Source organism: Lysobacter sp. Root983 (assembly GCF_001429345.1).
GTDB lineage: Bacteria > Pseudomonadota > Gammaproteobacteria > Xanthomonadales > Xanthomonadaceae > Lysobacter.
Genome location: NZ_LMJO01000012.1, coordinates 603648 through 619849, shown reverse-complemented (window position 1 = coordinate 619849; position 16202 = coordinate 603648). Strand labels below are relative to the sequence as shown.

Annotated in this window: 15 protein-coding genes; 6 read left to right on the top strand and 9 right to left on the bottom strand. The window is 68.4% G+C overall.

Going from position 1 to position 16202, the window contains the following annotated elements; genetic code table 11:
* Positions 1 to 14 precede the first annotated feature (14 nt).
* On the bottom strand, positions 15 to 440 hold the full coding sequence (locus tag ASE43_RS10060; RefSeq protein WP_057160650.1) for a RidA family protein: 426 nt from the start codon (positions 438 to 440) through the stop codon (positions 15 to 17).
* A 256-nt stretch (positions 441 to 696) separates the two neighbouring features.
* Between ASE43_RS10060 and ASE43_RS10055 the strand changes: the two genes are divergently transcribed.
* A complete protein-coding gene (locus ASE43_RS10055; RefSeq protein WP_056178537.1) occupies positions 697 to 1398 on the top strand; it encodes a hypothetical protein in 702 nt (233 codons plus the stop codon).
* A 73-nt stretch (positions 1399 to 1471) separates the two neighbouring features.
* Here ASE43_RS10055 and ASE43_RS10050 read toward each other — a convergent pair whose 3' ends face one another.
* Both ASE43_RS10050 and ASE43_RS10045 read right to left on the bottom strand, forming a co-directional pair.
* Entirely contained in the window at positions 1472 to 1951 is a 480-nt protein-coding gene (locus tag ASE43_RS10050) for a nuclear transport factor 2 family protein (RefSeq protein WP_057160361.1), read from the bottom strand.
* Positions 1952 to 2014: 63 nt separating this feature from the next.
* A complete protein-coding gene (locus tag ASE43_RS10045) occupies positions 2015 to 3010 on the bottom strand; it encodes an alpha/beta hydrolase (protein ID WP_057160360.1) in 996 nt (331 codons plus the stop codon).
* Positions 3011 to 3183: 173 nt separating this feature from the next.
* Between ASE43_RS10045 and ASE43_RS10040 the strand changes: the two genes are divergently transcribed.
* The 3 genes from ASE43_RS10040 to ASE43_RS10030 all read left to right on the top strand — a co-directional run bounded on the left by ASE43_RS10040 (position 3184) and on the right by ASE43_RS10030 (position 7325).
* Positions 3184 to 3744, top strand: a complete 561-nt coding sequence (locus ASE43_RS10040; protein WP_056178529.1) for a TetR/AcrR family transcriptional regulator — start codon at positions 3184 to 3186, stop codon at positions 3742 to 3744.
* A gap of 157 nt (positions 3745 to 3901) precedes the next feature.
* The gene (locus ASE43_RS10035) at positions 3902 to 5608 is read left to right on the top strand and encodes a hypothetical protein (protein ID WP_057160359.1); all 1707 of its coding nucleotides are present in this window, start codon (positions 3902 to 3904) and stop codon (positions 5606 to 5608) included.
* Positions 5609 to 5792: 184 nt separating this feature from the next.
* The gene (locus tag ASE43_RS10030) at positions 5793 to 7325 is read left to right on the top strand and encodes an amidohydrolase family protein (protein WP_082607217.1); all 1533 of its coding nucleotides are present in this window, start codon (positions 5793 to 5795) and stop codon (positions 7323 to 7325) included.
* 78 nt (positions 7326 to 7403) lie between these two features.
* Here ASE43_RS10030 and ASE43_RS10025 read toward each other — a convergent pair whose 3' ends face one another.
* Entirely contained in the window at positions 7404 to 9782 is a 2379-nt protein-coding gene (locus ASE43_RS10025) for a serine/threonine-protein kinase (RefSeq protein ID WP_057160357.1), read from the bottom strand.
* A 10-nt stretch (positions 9783 to 9792) separates the two neighbouring features.
* Positions 9793 to 10395, bottom strand: a complete 603-nt coding sequence (locus ASE43_RS10020) for an ECF-type sigma factor (protein WP_162258780.1) — start codon at positions 10393 to 10395, stop codon at positions 9793 to 9795.
* Between the two features lie 205 nt (positions 10396 to 10600).
* Here ASE43_RS10020 and ASE43_RS10015 point away from each other — a divergent pair, with 205 nt between their 5' ends.
* Positions 10601 to 11428, top strand: a complete 828-nt coding sequence (locus ASE43_RS10015; protein ID WP_157499822.1) for a hypothetical protein — start codon at positions 10601 to 10603, stop codon at positions 11426 to 11428.
* A 22-nt stretch (positions 11429 to 11450) separates the two neighbouring features.
* Entirely contained in the window at positions 11451 to 11999 is a 549-nt protein-coding gene (locus ASE43_RS10010; RefSeq protein ID WP_056178512.1) for a C39 family peptidase, read from the top strand.
* Between the two features lie 99 nt (positions 12000 to 12098).
* On the opposite strand, the gene ASE43_RS10005 is transcribed toward ASE43_RS10010, so the two are convergent.
* The 4 genes from ASE43_RS10005 to ASE43_RS09990 form a co-directional block, all read right to left on the bottom strand.
* A complete protein-coding gene (locus ASE43_RS10005; protein WP_057160354.1) occupies positions 12099 to 13469 on the bottom strand; it encodes an amino acid permease in 1371 nt (456 codons plus the stop codon).
* Positions 13470 to 13560: 91 nt separating this feature from the next.
* Positions 13561 to 14577 (bottom strand): hypothetical protein, encoded by a 1017-nt coding sequence (locus tag ASE43_RS10000; RefSeq protein WP_057160353.1) that lies wholly within the window; start codon positions 14575 to 14577, stop codon positions 13561 to 13563.
* An 80-nt stretch (positions 14578 to 14657) separates the two neighbouring features.
* Positions 14658 to 15596: an alpha/beta hydrolase gene (locus ASE43_RS09995; protein ID WP_057160352.1), complete on the bottom strand. Its 939-nt coding sequence runs from the start codon at positions 15594 to 15596 to the stop codon at positions 14658 to 14660.
* Positions 15597 to 15710: 114 nt separating this feature from the next.
* The gene (locus tag ASE43_RS09990; RefSeq protein WP_057160351.1) at positions 15711 to 16148 is read right to left on the bottom strand and encodes a GNAT family N-acetyltransferase; all 438 of its coding nucleotides are present in this window, start codon (positions 16146 to 16148) and stop codon (positions 15711 to 15713) included.
* Between the last annotated feature and the right edge of the window lie 54 nt (positions 16149 to 16202).

The following is a 16202-nucleotide window of genomic DNA, read 5'->3' as shown; positions in this document are numbered from 1 at the left end:
CGGGCCGCGCGCGACTAGGCGGCCAGGGCCGCGATCGCCTCCACCTCGAACAGCATGCCGTCCAGGGCCAGGCGCGGCACCGGGATCAGGGTGCACGCAGGCTTGGCGGCATCGCCGAACGCGGCCTGCAACTCGGCCCCGAACACATGCAGGCGTTCCTCGCTGTGATCGACGATCAAGACGGTCAGTTTGGCGACATCGGCGGTGCCGGCCCCGGCCGAGGCCAGTGCGGTCTCGAGATTGGCCAGCGCCTGGCGCACCTGATCGCGGAAGTCGTGCGACAGGCGTCCATCGGCGGTTTCGCCGCCCTGGCCGGCGACCAGCAGCCAGCGCGTCGCGCCGCTCACGCTGGCCAGATGGGAATAGCCGTTGGGCGCGGGGTCGTAGAGGCCTGCGGGGTTGGAAAGGCTCAGCACCGGGGTCGGATGAAAGGTGGTCATGGTGGTCCTGTTGGGGGAATGAATGCCGTCGGAGATGGCGACCGCGACGGCGCGATCAAGCGCGCGCCGCACAGCCGCCATGAGCTATGCGGACACCGGGACGACGATTCAGCGCGGATCCGCGTGACATCGCCACCCGCCCTGTCGCCGTCGGTCCGGGCGCAAACCTCACAACCGCGGCCCCGCCGCGTTGATAACGACAGGCGGACCCGTGCGCGCGTCCGCCGTCCTTATCACGCGCGCATGGAGACGCGACATGAGCCTTGCAACACACAAGTTCGCCCATGCACTGCTGGGCGCGGCGTTCTGGCTGGCCGTGCTGGGTTGGAGCGGCGCGGCCGCGGCCGCCTGTCCGGGCGCCAGCCCCTGCGAAACCATCCACGTTTACCGGATCCAGTCCTGGCCGACGATCCAGGTCGACGCCGCCGGTCGGCCGCTGATCTCGATCCAGGAAGCCAACGGCGCGGACGAAAAAGCCTTCGCCCTGGCGGTGGCCGGGCAAGTCGGTTCGAAGGCGCTGGCGATCCGCTACAACGTCACCCGCATCGAAGACCCGCCCAACGACTACTGCGAGTGCAATCTGGAGAACAAGAACAAGGGCTGCCCCTCCAACCTCGCGCCGGAGCTGCTGCACCAGTGCGCGCGCGTCTGCCGGCGCGGCGCCTTGGACTCCTGCACCGGCACCGGCTTCAACGTCAAACAGGACAGCGGTGGCAAGTGGTACGCGTTTCCGGCCGCCACTCAATGCGGCGGCGCGCGCAACGTCTGGAAGAAGCACGCCTTCGGCGCGGTGAAGCCCACGTCCTGCGATTGGCTGGAGAATTCGCGCGTGATCAAGCAGGTCAGCTGCATCGCGACCGCGCTCGCCGCCGATCCCTTGGTCGGTCTGGACGCACTGTTCAACAACGGCGCGCCCTGCCCCGCGATCGCCGAAGCGACGCTGGAGTACCTGCCCTAAGCCGGGCTGCGATCGGCAATGCGCGCCCGCCGTATCCGGTGGGCGCGCGGCGCCGGCCCGGGCTGGGCGGCGCCTACAGGCCCAGCTCGCTCAAGCTCGGGTGATCGAGCGGACGCGGGCCCGAGGAATCCCAATCGAACTTGCGTTCGCCGGTCTCGATCGCCAGGTCGTTGATCGATGCGTGACGCTGGCGCATCAGGCCGTCGGCGTCGAATTCCCAATTCTCGTTGCCGTAGGCGCGGAACCAGCGGCCGGCCTCGTCGCGCCACTCATAGGCGAAGCGCACCGCGATGCGGTCGTCGCTGTAGGCCCATATCTCCTTGATGAGCCGATAGTCGAGTTCCTTCGCCCACTTGCGAGTCAGAAAGTCGACGATCGCGGGTCGGCCGCTGAAGAACTCGGCGCGATTGCGCCAGGCGCTGTCCTGGCTGTAGGCGAGCGCGATGCGTTGCGGATCGCGGCTGTTCCAGGCGTCTTCGGCCGCGCGCACCTTGGCGATCGCGGTTTCGAGGGTGAAGGGCGGCAGCGGTGGGCGGGATGGGTTTGCGTTCATGGCTGTCTCTGGATCGGAAGAGAGCGGAACAGCGCTCCGGCGTACCGGAGCGCTGCGGGCGGTTCACTGCTTGGCGAGGAAGTCGCGGATCAGCTGCGCGATCCGCGCGGCCTGGGTTTCCAGGGCGAAATGACCGGCATCCAGCAGATGCACCTCGGCCTTGGGATTGTCGCGACGGTAGGGCTCGGCGCCCGCGGCCAGGAAGATCTGATCGTTCTTGCCCCAGATCACCAGGGTCGGCGGCTGATGCTTGCGGAAGTAGGCCTGCCATTGCGGGTACTTGGGCAGATTGTTGCGGTAGTCGTAGATCATCGCCAGTTGGATGTCGGTGTTGCCGGGCCGGTCCAGATAGGCCTGGTCCAGCGTGTAGGCGTCCGGGCTCACCAGCGACGGATCCGGCTCGCCGTGCAGGTACTGCCAGCGCGTGCCTTCCAGGGTCATCGCGGCCTGGCGCAGGTGCTCGCCGTTGGCGGCGCTGTGGTCGTTCCAGTAGGCCTTGATCGGGTCCCAGAACTTGCCGATGCCTTCGAGATAGGCGTTGCCGTTCTGCACGATCAGCGCATCGACGCGCTCGGGATGCGCGCTGGCCAGGCGGAAGCCCACCGGCGCGCCGTAGTCCATGAGATACAGCGCGTAGCGCGGCAGCTTGAGCTGGCGGGTGAACCCGTCCATCAGCACGGCGTAGTGGTCGAAGCTGTACTCGAACTCTTTCGGCGCCGGCGTCGCGCTGCGGCCGAAGCCCGGATAGTCGGGCGCGATCACCCGATAGCGATCGGCCAGGCGCGGGATCAGGTCGCGGTACATCTGGCTGGAGGTCGGAAAGCCGTGCAGCAGCAACAGCACCGGCGCATCGCGCGGGCCGGCCTCGCGATAGAAGATTTCCACGCCGTCGACCTTGACGGTGCGGTAGTGGACGGCGCGGGGATCCTGGCGTTCGATGCCGGCGGAGGGCGTCTGGGCCAGCGCCAGCGGTGCGGCGAACACGCTGGCGGTCGCCAGCAACAGGGCGGCGGCGGTGCGCAGGCTGGGCGAGGACTTGCGTGCGGTCGGGACGGACATGAGAGGGCTCCTTGGGGTTGGATTGCGCTTTGTACCGAACGATCGGTACAATAGATTCGGGCGCCTCGCCCGTCAACGCCGGCAATGCGGACGCAGCGTTGCAGCGGTGGCCACATTGACCGCGCCGCGCACTGCAACCATATTGGACCGATCGTTCCATCCGACCGACCGCCATGCCTGCCCCTCTGCTCTCCCGCGATGCCGTCGTCGACCGTTTGCTGGGCGCGTTCCGCCGCCACGGCTACGACGCCGCGTCGCTGGGCCAGTTGTCCGAAGCCACCGGCCTGGGCCGCTCCAGCCTGTACCACTACTTCCCCGGCGGTAAGGAAGACATGGCGCGCGCCGTGTTCGATCGCGTCGATGCCTGGATGCAGGACGAGGTGCTGGCGCCGATGCAGGGCAGCGGCACGCCCGAGCGACGCCTGGCCAAGGTGATCGCCAAGCTCGACCACTTCTACGGCGGCGGCGCCGAAGCCTGTCTGTTCGGCAACCTGGTCGTCGGCGATGCGCGCACGCTGTTCCAGGATCGGCTCAACGCGTCCTTGCGCGGCCTGATCGACGGATTCGCGCGACTGGCGCGCGAGAAGGACGGCGTGTCCGCGCGCGAGGCGCAGCGCCGCGCCGAGGACGCGGTGGTGCGCATCCAGGGCTCGCTGATCGTTTCGCGCGCGATCGCGGAATCCGAGCCGTTCCGCCGCGTGCTCAACAGCCTGCCGCAGCAACTGCTGGGCTGAGCGCGAACTTCCGTCGCAACCGCATAGGAGATTGAACGCGCCGCCCGCGACCGTTCGTCGCCGGCCTGGCCGATTCCGCGTTGCCGATTCGTTCGTTGAGAGTGGCGCCTGGGCTTAGGGCGCGGAACGGATTCCAGGCACGACAAGGAGGTTGGCCATGCCGAACAGCGCGGACATGCTGTGGTTCAAGACCCGTTTCGCCGCGCGCGTGGCGCCGGCGCTGGTCGACACCCCGCTCACCCTGGACCTGATCACCGCCCTGGCCTGCCAGGAAACCGGCGAGGTCTGGCCGCTACTGCGGCGCACATCCATGAGCGAGGAACGCATCCTGGCCCTGTGCGTGGGCGACACCCTGGACGCGAACGCCGGCCGCAGCGCGTTTCCGCAAACCAAGACCGCGCTGCTGGGCGTCGCGCGCGGCGACGAGATGTTCGCGATCGCGCGCCAGGCCCTGGTCGACATGGCCGCGCACGTCGAGGCCTACCAGGGCGCCGCGTCGCGGCCGAACAAGTTCTGCCATGGCTTCGGCATGTTCCAGCGCGATCTGCAGTTCTTCCGCGACGATCCGGACTATTTCCTCGAACGCCGTTACGAGCAGTTCGAGCAGACACTGGAGATGTGCGTGGCCGAGCTCAAGCGCGGCCTGCGCAAACTGCGCCTGCAGGACCGTCCGGCATTGACGACGATGGAGTTGGCCTCGGTGGCGATCGTCTACAACACCGGCGGCTTCAAGCCCGAACGCGGGCTGCGCCAGGGCCACTTCGACGGCCAGCGCTTCTACGGTCAGGCCATCTTCGATTTCATCCGTCAGGCCCAGACCGTGCCGACGCCGGACGCACCGGCGCCGCTGCCCACTCCGCGCCCAGGCGAGGCGGCCGTGCCTCCGCCCGCCCCGGTCACCGCCACCGGACCCTTCTTCCGCGTCGACACCCGCGTCTCGACCCTGCGCCTGCGCAGCGAACCGCGCGTCAGCCGTCCGCCCACCGCCAACGTCAAAGGCGAACTGCCGGACGGGCATCCGGTGCGCGCAATCACCGGACGCGCCGTCAACGGCTTCATGGAGGTCGAAACCAGCCTGTTCGGCGCGCTGCTGCGCGGCTTCTGTTCGACCCAGTTCCTGGTCCGCGACGGCGGCATCGGCGAAATTCCAGTGGTCGAACCCGCACGCGACCCGCCGCGCACCGGCGTGGTCGCGGTGTTCATGCCGCGCCGGCCGGGCACGGTCACGCGCCGTCGCGACGCCGCTGGCGCGCATTCGCTCAACGAGGACGGCCAGCCCGAACACTCCGGCGCCACGGCGCCGGAACTGCGCGAGAACCTGGCCCGAATCATCGACTGGCTCGCGGTCGACAAACCCGGCCACAAGCGCTACCAGCCGCATTCGGGCCTGACTTTCTGCAACATCTACGCCCACGACTACTGCCATCTCGCCGGCGTCTATCTGCCGCGCGTGTGGTGGAGCTCGCCGGCGATCGAAAAGCTGCGCCGCGGCCAGACCGTCGAGCCGCTGATCGGCAACACTATCTTCGAGATGCGCGCCAACGACCTGTTCCGCTGGCTGCGCGATTTTGGCCCCGAGTTCGGCTGGCGCCAGATCGCTTCGCCGACGCGGCTGCAGGAAGAAGCCAACCAGGGCGCGGTGGCGCTGATCGTGGCGCGGCGCAAGATCGAGGGTAAATCCGGGCATATCCTGCCGGTGGTGCCCGAGACCGAAACCGAACGCGCGCACCGCACCGCCAGCGGCGAGGTCGACAAGCCGCTGCAAAGCCAGGCCGGCGTCAGCAACTTCCGCTACGGCACCAGCACCGCCAACTGGTGGAAGGACGAGCGTTTCGCCGAAAGCGCGTTCTGGGTCCACGCCTGAGCTGTTCGGCCGGCGCGGCGCGGTCGGGGGACCGCGATGCGCGGGAGGCGGCGCGCCCCACGTCCACACGGACGACGTGGGGCGCGCCGGCTAAACCCTGACGCCGCTGCGGGCATCGCATCGAGGAGGCGCGACGACGAGGGTCGCGCCCGTATCATGGCCCTGGCAATGCGTGGAGCGGCGAATGAAGGCTTTGTGGTTGGCGGCGGCCTGGTGCGTCGCAGGTAGCGTACCCGCGGGCGCGGCCGAGCCGGCGGCTGCAAAGCCCGATCGCGGCGTCTGGGTGATCCGGGATGTGACGGTAATCCCCGCCGATACCGATGAAGTGCTCGCGCACCGCACTGTGGTGATCCGTGAGGGTCGCATCGCGGGTATCCAGGCACCTGGCGCCCTGCTCCATCCGGCGGGGGCACGCTACATCGACGGCCGCGGCAAATTCCTGATTCCCGGCCTGGTCGACGCGCACGTCCATATCGCCACCGAAGGCGCGCTGCGCGACAGCAAGAATCCGCTGCTGGCCGGTCTCGATACCGGTGCCGACCACGTCTACGACCGCCACGTGCTGCTGAGCTTCCTCAAGGCCGGCGTGACCGGCGCGGCCAACCTGGGCGGCGGCGCGCACAGCGACGAGGACCTGCTGTGGCTGCGCGACGAGATCGCCGCCGGCCGCATCCTCGGGCCGCGCCTGTACGTGGCCAAGCGCATCAACGGACCGCGCGCGGAAGTCGCTTCGCCGCGTCCGGCCGAAGTGCCGGCTTCCAAGCCCGGCGCGCCGACCACCGCCGCCGACGGCATCGCCGCCGTGCGCGCCGCGCGCGAGCGCGGCTACGACTTCATCAAGCCCTATCAGTTCCTCAATCGCGAGACCTACCAGGCCGTGGTCGAGGAAACCCGGCGCCAGGGCATGGTCAGCTCCGGCCACCTGCCGGAACTGGGCTGCGGCGTCTGCGCCGACCGCGCCTTCGCGTTCGCGCATCCGCTGGACAACATCGCCCACAGCGAGGAGCTGGGCCGCTACGGCCGCGAATCCGACTTGGCGCCGCGCGATATCGACGCGCTCGCCGAGCGCGTCGCGCGCGGGAAGATCGGCGTCACGCCGACCCTGATCACGCTCAAGCAGATCCTGCACATGTACGTGCAGCGCGAAGTCCCGCCCGTGCCCGGCGACTGGCTGGCGCTGGTCGATCCGGTCACCCGCCTGGACTGGGCGCCCGCGAACAACCCCTATCTCAGCGCGAAGTTCCGCAACCAGGACGGCGCCGACACCTTCTCGGCCGGCTACGATTTCTCGCGCCTGCTCACGCGCGAACTGTGGAAACGCGGCGTGCCGCTGACCGTCGGCACCGACGCCCCCCTGCCGGGTCTGGCCTTCGGCGTTTCGGTGCACCAGGAAATGATCGAACTGCGCGAGGTGGGCCTGTCGCCGCTGGAGGTGCTGCGCGCCGCGACCGTCAACGCTCACCGCCTGTTCGACCGCCAGGGCGGTAGCGGCGCGGTACGCGTCGGCGAGCGCGCCGATCTGGTCCTGCTGGACGTCGACCCGCTGGCCGACCTCCGCAACGTCGCCCGCATCGACGGCGTGTTCGTGCAGGGCCGCTGGCTGCCGGCGGCCAGGATAGAAGCGATGCTGAAGGAGTCGGATCAGGCGATGCGCGAGCTCTCGCAACGCATCCAGGCCCGCCAGGCGGCAGCGGAGCGATCCAAGCCAGCGCCCTGACGGGTGGATCGCGGGCCTACGTCCCGGCGCCCCCCGGGGCGATCGGCCAACGCCACCGCGCGACCCGAACCGCTGGGCCTACAAGCCGCGCCCGAACCGACGCCGCATCGAAGCCTGCACGGTCGACGCCTTGGCGCGATCCGAAGCATGCGGCAGCAATTTCGCCCGGCCCAGATCCACGTCGCGGCTCAGCGTGCTGACGCAGCGGTTGGCGTAGCGGGTGCTGGCGTCGTACCTCGCATAGGCCGCGCGCGCTTCGTCGATGCGGCCCGCCTGCGACAGCGCGAGCGCCAGGGCCCCGTCGACGACATGCAGGTTCCAGCGCGCCTCCATGCCGGGCTGCGCCGCCAGCCGCCGCGTGGCACGGTAATAGGCGATCGCCTTGTCGAACTCGCGCGTTCGCAGATACCACTCGCCGAGCGCGCGGTAGACCCACACTCGCGACCCGGGGTCATCGGCCAGCCTCTGCAGTTGTTCGATCTCGGCGACAACCGGTCGCGCGCGCTCGATCTCGCCGCTGCGCAGCAAGGCGATCGCGTACACAGCTTGGGTGCCGATGCTCCAGGTATGCCGCGGACCGAACGCGATTTTGCGAGCGCTCAGACTGCGCGCCGCCCATACCTCGGCAGGCACAGGATCGTTGCCGCACAGATAGAGCACCGCCAGATGATCCATGTAGGCGGCGGTGACGCCGTGCTGCTCCCCCAGCAGATCGATGAGGGTCTCCACCTCGCGCTGAAAGCGCTGGGTGGATTCGCGATGCCGGCCTAGCTCGCCCAGGGCCACGGCGATGCGAATGCGCGCGATGACGGCATTGCCGCTGCGCGGGCCGCTGGCGGCGCTGGCCAGGCCTGCGGCCCGTTCGCCGCTGAGCAGGGCCTGCGCGGGGAATCCGGCCGCCGTCTGGCAGACGCTGAGACTGCTGTAGGCATCGCCGAGCTCGCTTCCGCCCACGGCACCCGGACGCTCCAGGATGCCGGTATAGGTAGCGATGCATTCGGCATAGCGATTGCGCAGCATCGCATTCCATCCGCGCGCCGCTTGAATGCGCCATTCCATCGAGGATGGCGCATCGACTCGGTAGGGGAACGCGGTCTGCAGTTCATCCAGGCGTGCTTGCGCACGATCCGGATAGCCGCGGTGCATGTCCACGGTCGCGCGCAGCAGACGCGCATCCGCGACCGCCCTCGTGCTCGCCCTATCCGCTCCGCTCAACAGCACGATGGCGCGATCGGCGGCGCGCTCGGCCGCAGCGTAACGCCCCCGCGAGATCAACCCCTTGCCGAGCGCGACGAGGATGCGGCCAGCGGTACCGGGGTGCTCGCGAAAACGCGATTCAGCCGCTGCGATGCCCTCCTCCAGCGTATCGGCGATGGACTTGTCGTGGTCGCGTCCTTCGAAGGGATCGCTGGCGGCCAGGATGTTCTCGCTCAGGAAATCGTTGACCGCGACGGTTTCGTCGCGCGCCAGCCGTAGCCGCGACCGCTCCTGCGCCGCATAGACCACAAACCCCGTCACCAGCGCGGTCGCGGCCAAGGTCGCCAGGGCGATGCCGATCGTACCCAGGGGATGGCGGCGGACCATCCGGCCGAGGCGGTACAGGTACCCCGCTTGTCGGGCCGCGACCGGCTTGAGTTCCAGGTATCGGATCAAGTCGTACTTCAACGCGGTGACGGTGGGGTAGCGCCGCGCGGGATCGTCCTGGGTGGCCATGCCGATCACGGCCAGCAGGTCCTGGCCCGGTTCGCGCAGGTTGCCCGCACGCAGTACCGCGTCCAGCAGACGACCGAGCTGCCAGACGTCGGACGGCGTCCCGACGTGTTGCATGGCGCGCTGCTCGGGGCTGGCGTAGCCCGGTGTGAACGCGGCGGCCTGCTCCTCGTCCTGAGCCAGGCCGGCGATCCCGAAATCCAGCAACTTGGCCTGCCCTTGCGGGTCGACCAGGACGTTGCCGGGTTTGATGTCGCGGTGGATCACCAGCCGACTGTGGGCGAACTCAAGCGCCCGCAGCACCGGCAGCAACAAGGCCACGCGCGCGCGCGCGCTCAGCGCGTTGGCCTGCGCATGCCGATCGATGGGCAGCCCTTCCACGTATTCCATCGCGAACCACGGATGTCCGTCGTCGGTGTGCCCGCCATCGACGAGGCGGGCGATGTTGGGATGCGACAGCCCGGCGAGCACCTGGCGTTCGCGGCGGAACAAGGCTTCGCCGGTCGGCGACTGGGCCGCGTCCGGCAACCATTTCAGCGCGACCGTCTGTTCGAAGTCGCCTTCGCAGCGCTCGGCCAGATAGACCTGCCCCATGCCGCCGCGCCCCAACTCGCGCACAATCCGCCAGGCGCCCACGCGCGCGTCCGCCATCAGCGCACGGTCGGCGAGCCGGGTGCGCAGCAGGTCCTGGAACAGCGCGCCGCGCAGGATCCCTTGCGGTTCGAGCAGGCGGTCGCGCAGCGCCATGCGGGGACGCTCAGCCCGTCTCGTCGGCCAGATCGCGCAGGCGCGCACGCGCGCGCTGCCATAGCCGCTGCGCGGATCGCAGCGGCAGATCCATTGCCGTCGCGGTCTCCTCCTCGCTCAGCCCGCCGAACAGCCGGCATTCCACCACCCGCACCAGTCGGGCATCGGTTTCGCCCAATCGCTTGAGCGCGGCGTCGATCGCCAGCAGTTCTTCGGCCTCGGAGTAGACCGCTTGCGCGATATCCAGATCGGCCTTGCCCAGGGTGGTGTGGGCCTGATCGCCTCCGCGCTTCTGGGCGAGGTGATCGCGTGCGTGGTTGATCAACAGCTGACGCATGACCATCGAGGCCAGCGACAGGAAGTGGGCACGGCTCTCGATATGGTCGGCGCCCGAACGGTCCAGGCGCAGGTAGCAGTCGTGCACCAACGCGGTCACCTCCTGCGCGGCGGCCCCGGCGCTGGCGCGCCGCGCCAGGCGTTTCAGATCCGCATACAGCAGGTGCACCACGCGATCCCAGGCGGCATCGTCGCCGCCGCGCGCGCGCCCCAGCAGCACGGTGATTTCCCCTATGCCCGCAAGCGTCGGCTCGGTCCGTTCAGGTCGCTCGATCACGGCGGCTCCAGGTGCGGCGGTTGCCGCGGCGCGCACGTCGTCCATCGCGTGCGACTCACGCTATATCACCGGCCGCGTTTTCGAGCTCCGAATTCGCAAGCCGCAAGCGCTCAAAACACAGGCAGCGATCACGAATTCGCGTGATGCGTTGCGGAAATCGGCGATGGCTGGCGGATCGCGCGTCGCTATCGGGTAGCTCCATACGATGGCATCGACAGGACGCCCGCTTATCCCCGCGATTACGCCTGAACAATTCCATCGCATATGCGCACATCAACGACACCATTTTGGAGATTCATTGATGAAAACCAGGCACATCAGAAACGCAGTCATCTCGCGCGCGATCGCCCTAGGCTTGATCGCGGCCGCCGCCACCTTCTCTGCCGCGGCGCAGTCGCCGGCCGTCGAGGGCAGGATCGCGTTGCGCGATCAATCGAATACGACGCTGCGCGTAGCGGCCGAACAGGGTCTGCGCACGATGATGTCGGAGTTGGCGCGCGGGCAGGCGGCCAATGCGCGCGTTCCGGCGGACTTTCCGATCGCGGTGGCGACCTTCGGCGAGCTTCGCAAGGTGTCGCTGGGCGCCGGCTTCGAGGTGAGCACGATCGACCCGGCGCCGCTGATGTTCGCCAAGCAGACGGCCGATCTGAGCCGCATGACGCGCGGCACCGACACCTGGAAGTTCATGCTCCTATCCGATGGCCGGCCGGTGGGCCTGCTGGACATGAACAAGGTCCAGGGCCGTTGGCAAGCGATCGGCGCGGGCTCATCCAAGCTGGCCGAGGATCTCGCCGCATCCGCGCCGGCGACCGGAGCCGGCGCGTTCCGCTTCGTGCGCATCTATCAGGCCACCTCCGACCTGATCGAAGTGCGCGGCGCCAACAACACCGCGCATTACGTGCCGCTGCGCTCGGCGCGGCGCTCGCTGTCGCTCTCCGACGCGGCGGCGAAAAGCGCGACCTTGACCAGCGAGGAACTGCTGCCCTCGTTGCAATCCGCCGTGCAGGGCAACCTGCAGCGCGGCAGGCAGTGACCCACTACTTTCGGAGAAAGCCATGAACCTCAAGAACAAACTCTCCACTGCCCTGCTGCTGGCGCTGAGCGCCGTCGGCACCGCATCGGCCGGCGTGCTCAATGTTCCTCTGCACATGCAGGAACACAGCAACTGGTGCTGGGCCGCCTCGGCCACGATGATCCTGCAGTATCACGGCAGGCCTTTGGCGCAGTGCACCTTCGTCAACAAGGCGTTCAACATCAACTACGCCTGCGGCAACAGCACCTTCTACTGGAACAGCCCCGCCAATCAGGGCAACTGGAACTACTACGTCGACGACCACATGAACTACTACTGGGGCGGGATGCGCTTTTATCAGCAGAACGGCTACCTGAGCCAGGCCGATCTGCAGTACCGCATCAATGCCAACAAGCCCTTCATCATGTCCTGGCGCTGGAGCAACGGCGGCGGCCACGACGTGGTGGTGAAGGGGTATTCGGGCAGCTACGTGTACTTCAACGACCCCTGGGACGGCAGCTACACCCGCACCTACGCCTCGACCGTATCGGCGCCCGATCGGCATTGGGAAGACGTGCTGGTGCAGTACTGAGGCCGCTGCGCGCCCGCTCCACGGCGAGCGGGCGCGTGATGAGCGCAAGCGCACTCGCACCACGGCCCACCAGCGTCGCCGGGGTCCTCTCTGGCGGCGTTACCCGCGCATCCGCCGCGCGATCTCGCTGATCGCGGCGATACCCAGGGTCAGCGCGATCGTCGACAGCAGCTGCATGCGCGGGCCCTCGGTGAGCAGGGCCAGCGCGATCACACAGCCCAGCATCGCCAGGCCCAGCCAGGTCAGGTAGGGAAAGGCGTTCATGCGGAACGGCAGCGGCGTGCCCAGGCGGTCGGCGCGACGGCGCAGGATCAACTGCGAGACCAGCGACATGCCCCAGACCAGCAGGCAGGTCGAGCCGACCACGTTCAGCAGCGCCGGCAGCACGCGCTCGGGATACCAAAGTTCCAGCAGCGCGGCGAAGAAGCCGAACGCGACGCTGGCCAGCACCGCGGCCACCGGCACCTGGCGGCGGTCGACGGCGGCCAGGAAGCGCGGCGCTTCGCGGCGTTCGGCCAGCGAATAGATCATGCGCGAGGCGCCGTAGAGGTTGGCGTTGAGCGCCGACAGCAGCGCGATCACGGCGACCAGGGTGATCGCGGCGGCCGCGCCCGGGATGTTGGCGACCTGCAGCACCGCCGCGAACGGCGACTTCAGCGACTCGCTGGTCCAGGGCACCACCGCGATGATGACGCTGACCGAGCCGATGTAGAACACCAGGATGCGCCAGGCCACGGTGCGGATCGCGCGGGTGATGCTGCGCACCGGATCCTGGGTCTCGGCGGCCGCGACCGCGACGATCTCGGTGCCGCCGAAGGCGAAGATCACCACCAGCAGCGCCGCGCCCACGCCGGCCCAGCCCTTGGGCGCGAAGCCGCCGTGGTCGACGAAGTTCGACAGCCCCGGCGACTTCACCTCCGGCAACCAGCCCAGCAGCAGCGCCGCGCCGACCGCGATGAAGGCCAGGATGGCGGCGACCTTGAGGATCGCGAACCAGAATTCGAAAGCGCCGAAATTCTTGACGCCCAGCAGGTTGATGCCGGTGAACACCACCATGAACAACAGCGACATCATCGCCACCGGCAGCCCCGGCCAGACCGTCGCGAGCAGACCCGCCGCGCCCACCGACTCGGCCGCGATCACGATCACCAGCTGCGCCCACCACAACCAGCCCAGGGTGGCGCCGGCGGTGGCGCCCATGGCGTCGGCGGCGTAGACCGAGAAGGCGCCGCTGGCCGGCTTGGCCGCGGCCATCTCGCCCAACGCGCGCATCACGATGATCACCAGCACGCCGGCGATCAGGTAGGACAGCAGCACCGCCGGACCGGCCGCCTGGATACCCACGCCCGACCCCAGGAACAGCCCGGCGCCGATCGCACTACCCAGGCCCATCATCACCAACTGACGCGGTTTCATCGCGTAGCCCAGCTGCGGTTCGGCGGGGCGGGCGGTCGTGGATTCGGGCGTCATTCGGCCATCTGCGATCGGAGCGGTGAAGGCGGAACGATACAGCAGCGGGGGCCGGGACGCGGGCCGTCGGCGCCACCGGAAGCCGGTCCCGCTAGGACCGCCCGCTTTGAATGTCCCGCCAAAGCTCCGGCGTAGGCGTCCAATCGCCCTCGCCAAGGATGGCCAGCGCCAGATTCTCGACCGGGTAGCCCAGTTCCGCGATCGCCGCTGCGGCGCCGCCGTCGTCCAGATGCGCAGACAGCGCGAAGCGGATGAAGCGGTCGTGATCGCGAGCGATCAGCAGGGTCATTTTCTTGGCCAGATCGTAGGACAAGCTATTGCCGTCGTCGCTGCGCAGGAACGAGGTACCGGCCCAGAATTCCTGGATGCGCTCACGATCCCAGAACACTCGGTGCTTGTGCGCGATCTCCTCCAGCGAGTAACCCGATGCGCGCGGATCGGCCAGGCTCGGAAACAACGCATGCTCCGTATTGACCGCCATGCCCTCGTTGAGCCAGGCCGGTATCGGCAGATGCGACAGCAAAGCGTGAGTCAGTTCGTGCGCGATGACCGGCCGCATCGCGTCCATATCGAACGCCGACAGCGCGAAGTGCCCGTAGCCCGCCTGGATGAATACTCCTGAAGACATGGCGTACACGCCACCGTCGTCGGGGTAATAGTGATCGATGTAGTCGTAATACGCGTCCTGATCGGCGAACACCAGGCAGACATGCTTCCCGCCACCCACCGGATGGGCCAGCGTCCCCAGATTGCCCATGATCCGACGCCGTGCGTGCTCGCAAAACGACAGAAACTTTCGCGCGTCGCCGTCCGGCAACCCCGCCAGCAGCAGGAATCGCTCAGACGTATGCACGCGGTAAACGTCGGGGCCCAGCGCTGCCGCAAGCTCGCGCAACCAGTTATCCGCCGCCGCGGTCCAGAAGGCGTCGCGTTCGGACTCCGACCAGAGGCCGTCCTCCGCTACCGCGATACGCTCCCAATCCGGCACCGGCTGGCGTGTGTCGGCCAGCCAGTGCATGGTCACCTGCGGGTGCGCGGACGCGGCGGGCGGCGCGTGCGCCGCGGACTCGGGCGCAGCGCGAAACCAAGCTTTCAGTCGATCCAGCATGGGGCCTCCGGCAGAACGGTCAGGGTAACCCGCCCGGGCGAGGCGAGCCCAGAGGCCCCAGTCGGAGCAAACCGCAAGACTCAGTGCGCAGCTTCGACCTGCTCCGCCCAGCTTTTGACATCCTTGGTGCCATCCAGGAACGGCAGCACCGTGGTCGCCAGGCGCGGCGAGGCGAAAATGTCGTAGTGGGTCAGGTCGGGCAGGATCGCGAGACGGTTCTGGGACAAGGTCTCGCGGCCCCAACCGGCATCCTGCAGGCCGCCGCCCAGCAGTTGGTAGAACTTGACCATGTACTCCGGGCGGTACATGTCGCCGTCGCCGTAGACCAGCATCACCGGCAGCTTCAGCTGCTTGACCTCGGCCGACCAGTCGAAGTGGGCACGCATGAAGTCGCCCAGGGTGTCGAGCAGGCGCGGGAACTCGTCGACGTTCGGCGCGACCGCGGCGTAACTTTGGTACATCGGCGTGTCCTTCATCATCGGTGCGGCCGCGGCGGTCAGGCCGTTCTGCTGCGCGCGGATGCCGGGATAGAAACCCTCGTCGGAGTAGGCCGCCGACACCAGGGCCAGGCGTCGCACGCTGGCCGGCTTCTGGATCGCCATGCGCAGCGCCACGCAGCCGCCCAGCGAATAGCCCAGCACATCGACCTGCGGGTGGCCGAGCTTGACGACCAGCGCGGCCATGTCGTCGGCGTTGGCCTGACAACTGAAGGGCCGATCGCCCAGCGGCGTGCGGCCATGGCCCTGATAGTCGACCGCGATCACCTGACGGTGCGCGGCCAGCTGCGGCAGCACGGCGCCGAACATATCGGTCGAGCCCAGGCCGCCGTGCAACAGCAGCAAGGGCTCGCCCTTGCCGTGAATCTCGTAGTAGTAATCGATGCCATCGATCTTCTGACGGCCCTTGGTGACGGCGGCGCTGATCTTGGCCGCGGGACGGGTTTCGGCCGCGGATACGGCGGCGGGCAGCGCCACGGCGATGGCGGTACAGGCCCACAGGGCCAGGTCGAGCAGTTTCATGGTCGGTCTCCGGTGAGGTCCGGCGCCGGAATGGCGCCGAGTCTTAGCTCTCACTGGAACGACGAACCACGGTGGCCCGAATCGACACGCCCCGCTAAATTTTTTCGGCGCCGCTCAATCCTCGGCGACCAGGCCGGTCTCCAGCGCGCGCTCGCGGTTGAGGAAAATCGCCATCGCCGTGCGCATGCGCAGGAAGCCGAGCTTGCGATAGAAGCCTTCCTTGCCCGGGTTGGCGTAGAGGATGATCTTGCGATGGCCGGCCGACAGCGTCTTCAGGCGCTCGATGATCGCCTTGCCCAGGCCGCCGCCCTGATAGTCCGGATGCACGGCGATGTCGCACAGATAGGAGCAGTCCAGACCGTCGGCGAGGGCGCGGCCGGCGCCGACCAGACGCTCGCCGTCGTAGACGAAGCACACATAGCGGCTGTTGCCGAACACCACCGCCAGATCGGCCGCGGGCTTATCGCCCAGCGGCGCGATCCGGTAGAGCTCGGACAGCCGTTCCCAATCGATACCTTCGAGGTCCAGTCGCCATTCCATCGTCGTCGTCATCTCATACGCTCGCAGGGCGCCTGTCGCGGCGCGGTGGTCGGGGGCGCGGGCGCT

What these genes read in the sequence shown, in the direction of transcription:
- ASE43_RS10005 (WP_057160354.1), bottom strand. Translation starts at nt 13,469, where the DNA reads ATGACGCCCGAATCCACGACCGCCCGCCCCGCCGAACCGCAGCTGGGC.
- ASE43_RS10060 (WP_057160650.1), bottom strand. Translation starts at nt 440, where the DNA reads ATGACCACCTTTCATCCGACCCCGGTGCTGAGCCTTTCCAACCCCGCA.
- ASE43_RS10050 (WP_057160361.1), bottom strand. Translation starts at nt 1,951, where the DNA reads ATGAACGCAAACCCATCCCGCCCACCGCTGCCGCCCTTCACCCTCGAA.
- ASE43_RS10030 (WP_082607217.1), top strand. Translation starts at nt 5,793, where the DNA reads ATGAAGGCTTTGTGGTTGGCGGCGGCCTGGTGCGTCGCAGGTAGCGTA.
- ASE43_RS10025 (WP_057160357.1), bottom strand. Translation starts at nt 9,782, where the DNA reads ATGGCGCTGCGCGACCGCCTGCTCGAACCGCAAGGGATCCTGCGCGGC.
- ASE43_RS09990 (WP_057160351.1), bottom strand. Translation starts at nt 16,148, where the DNA reads ATGACGACGACGATGGAATGGCGACTGGACCTCGAAGGTATCGATTGG.
- ASE43_RS10015 (WP_157499822.1), top strand. Translation starts at nt 10,601, where the DNA reads ATGGCATCGACAGGACGCCCGCTTATCCCCGCGATTACGCCTGAACAA.
- ASE43_RS10010 (WP_056178512.1), top strand. Translation starts at nt 11,451, where the DNA reads ATGAACCTCAAGAACAAACTCTCCACTGCCCTGCTGCTGGCGCTGAGC.
- ASE43_RS10055 (WP_056178537.1), top strand. Translation starts at nt 697, where the DNA reads ATGAGCCTTGCAACACACAAGTTCGCCCATGCACTGCTGGGCGCGGCG.
- ASE43_RS10035 (WP_057160359.1), top strand. Translation starts at nt 3,902, where the DNA reads ATGCCGAACAGCGCGGACATGCTGTGGTTCAAGACCCGTTTCGCCGCG.
- ASE43_RS10040 (WP_056178529.1), top strand. Translation starts at nt 3,184, where the DNA reads ATGCCTGCCCCTCTGCTCTCCCGCGATGCCGTCGTCGACCGTTTGCTG.
- ASE43_RS09995 (WP_057160352.1), bottom strand. Translation starts at nt 15,596, where the DNA reads ATGAAACTGCTCGACCTGGCCCTGTGGGCCTGTACCGCCATCGCCGTG.
- ASE43_RS10045 (WP_057160360.1), bottom strand. Translation starts at nt 3,010, where the DNA reads ATGTCCGTCCCGACCGCACGCAAGTCCTCGCCCAGCCTGCGCACCGCC.
- ASE43_RS10000 (WP_057160353.1), bottom strand. Translation starts at nt 14,577, where the DNA reads ATGCTGGATCGACTGAAAGCTTGGTTTCGCGCTGCGCCCGAGTCCGCG.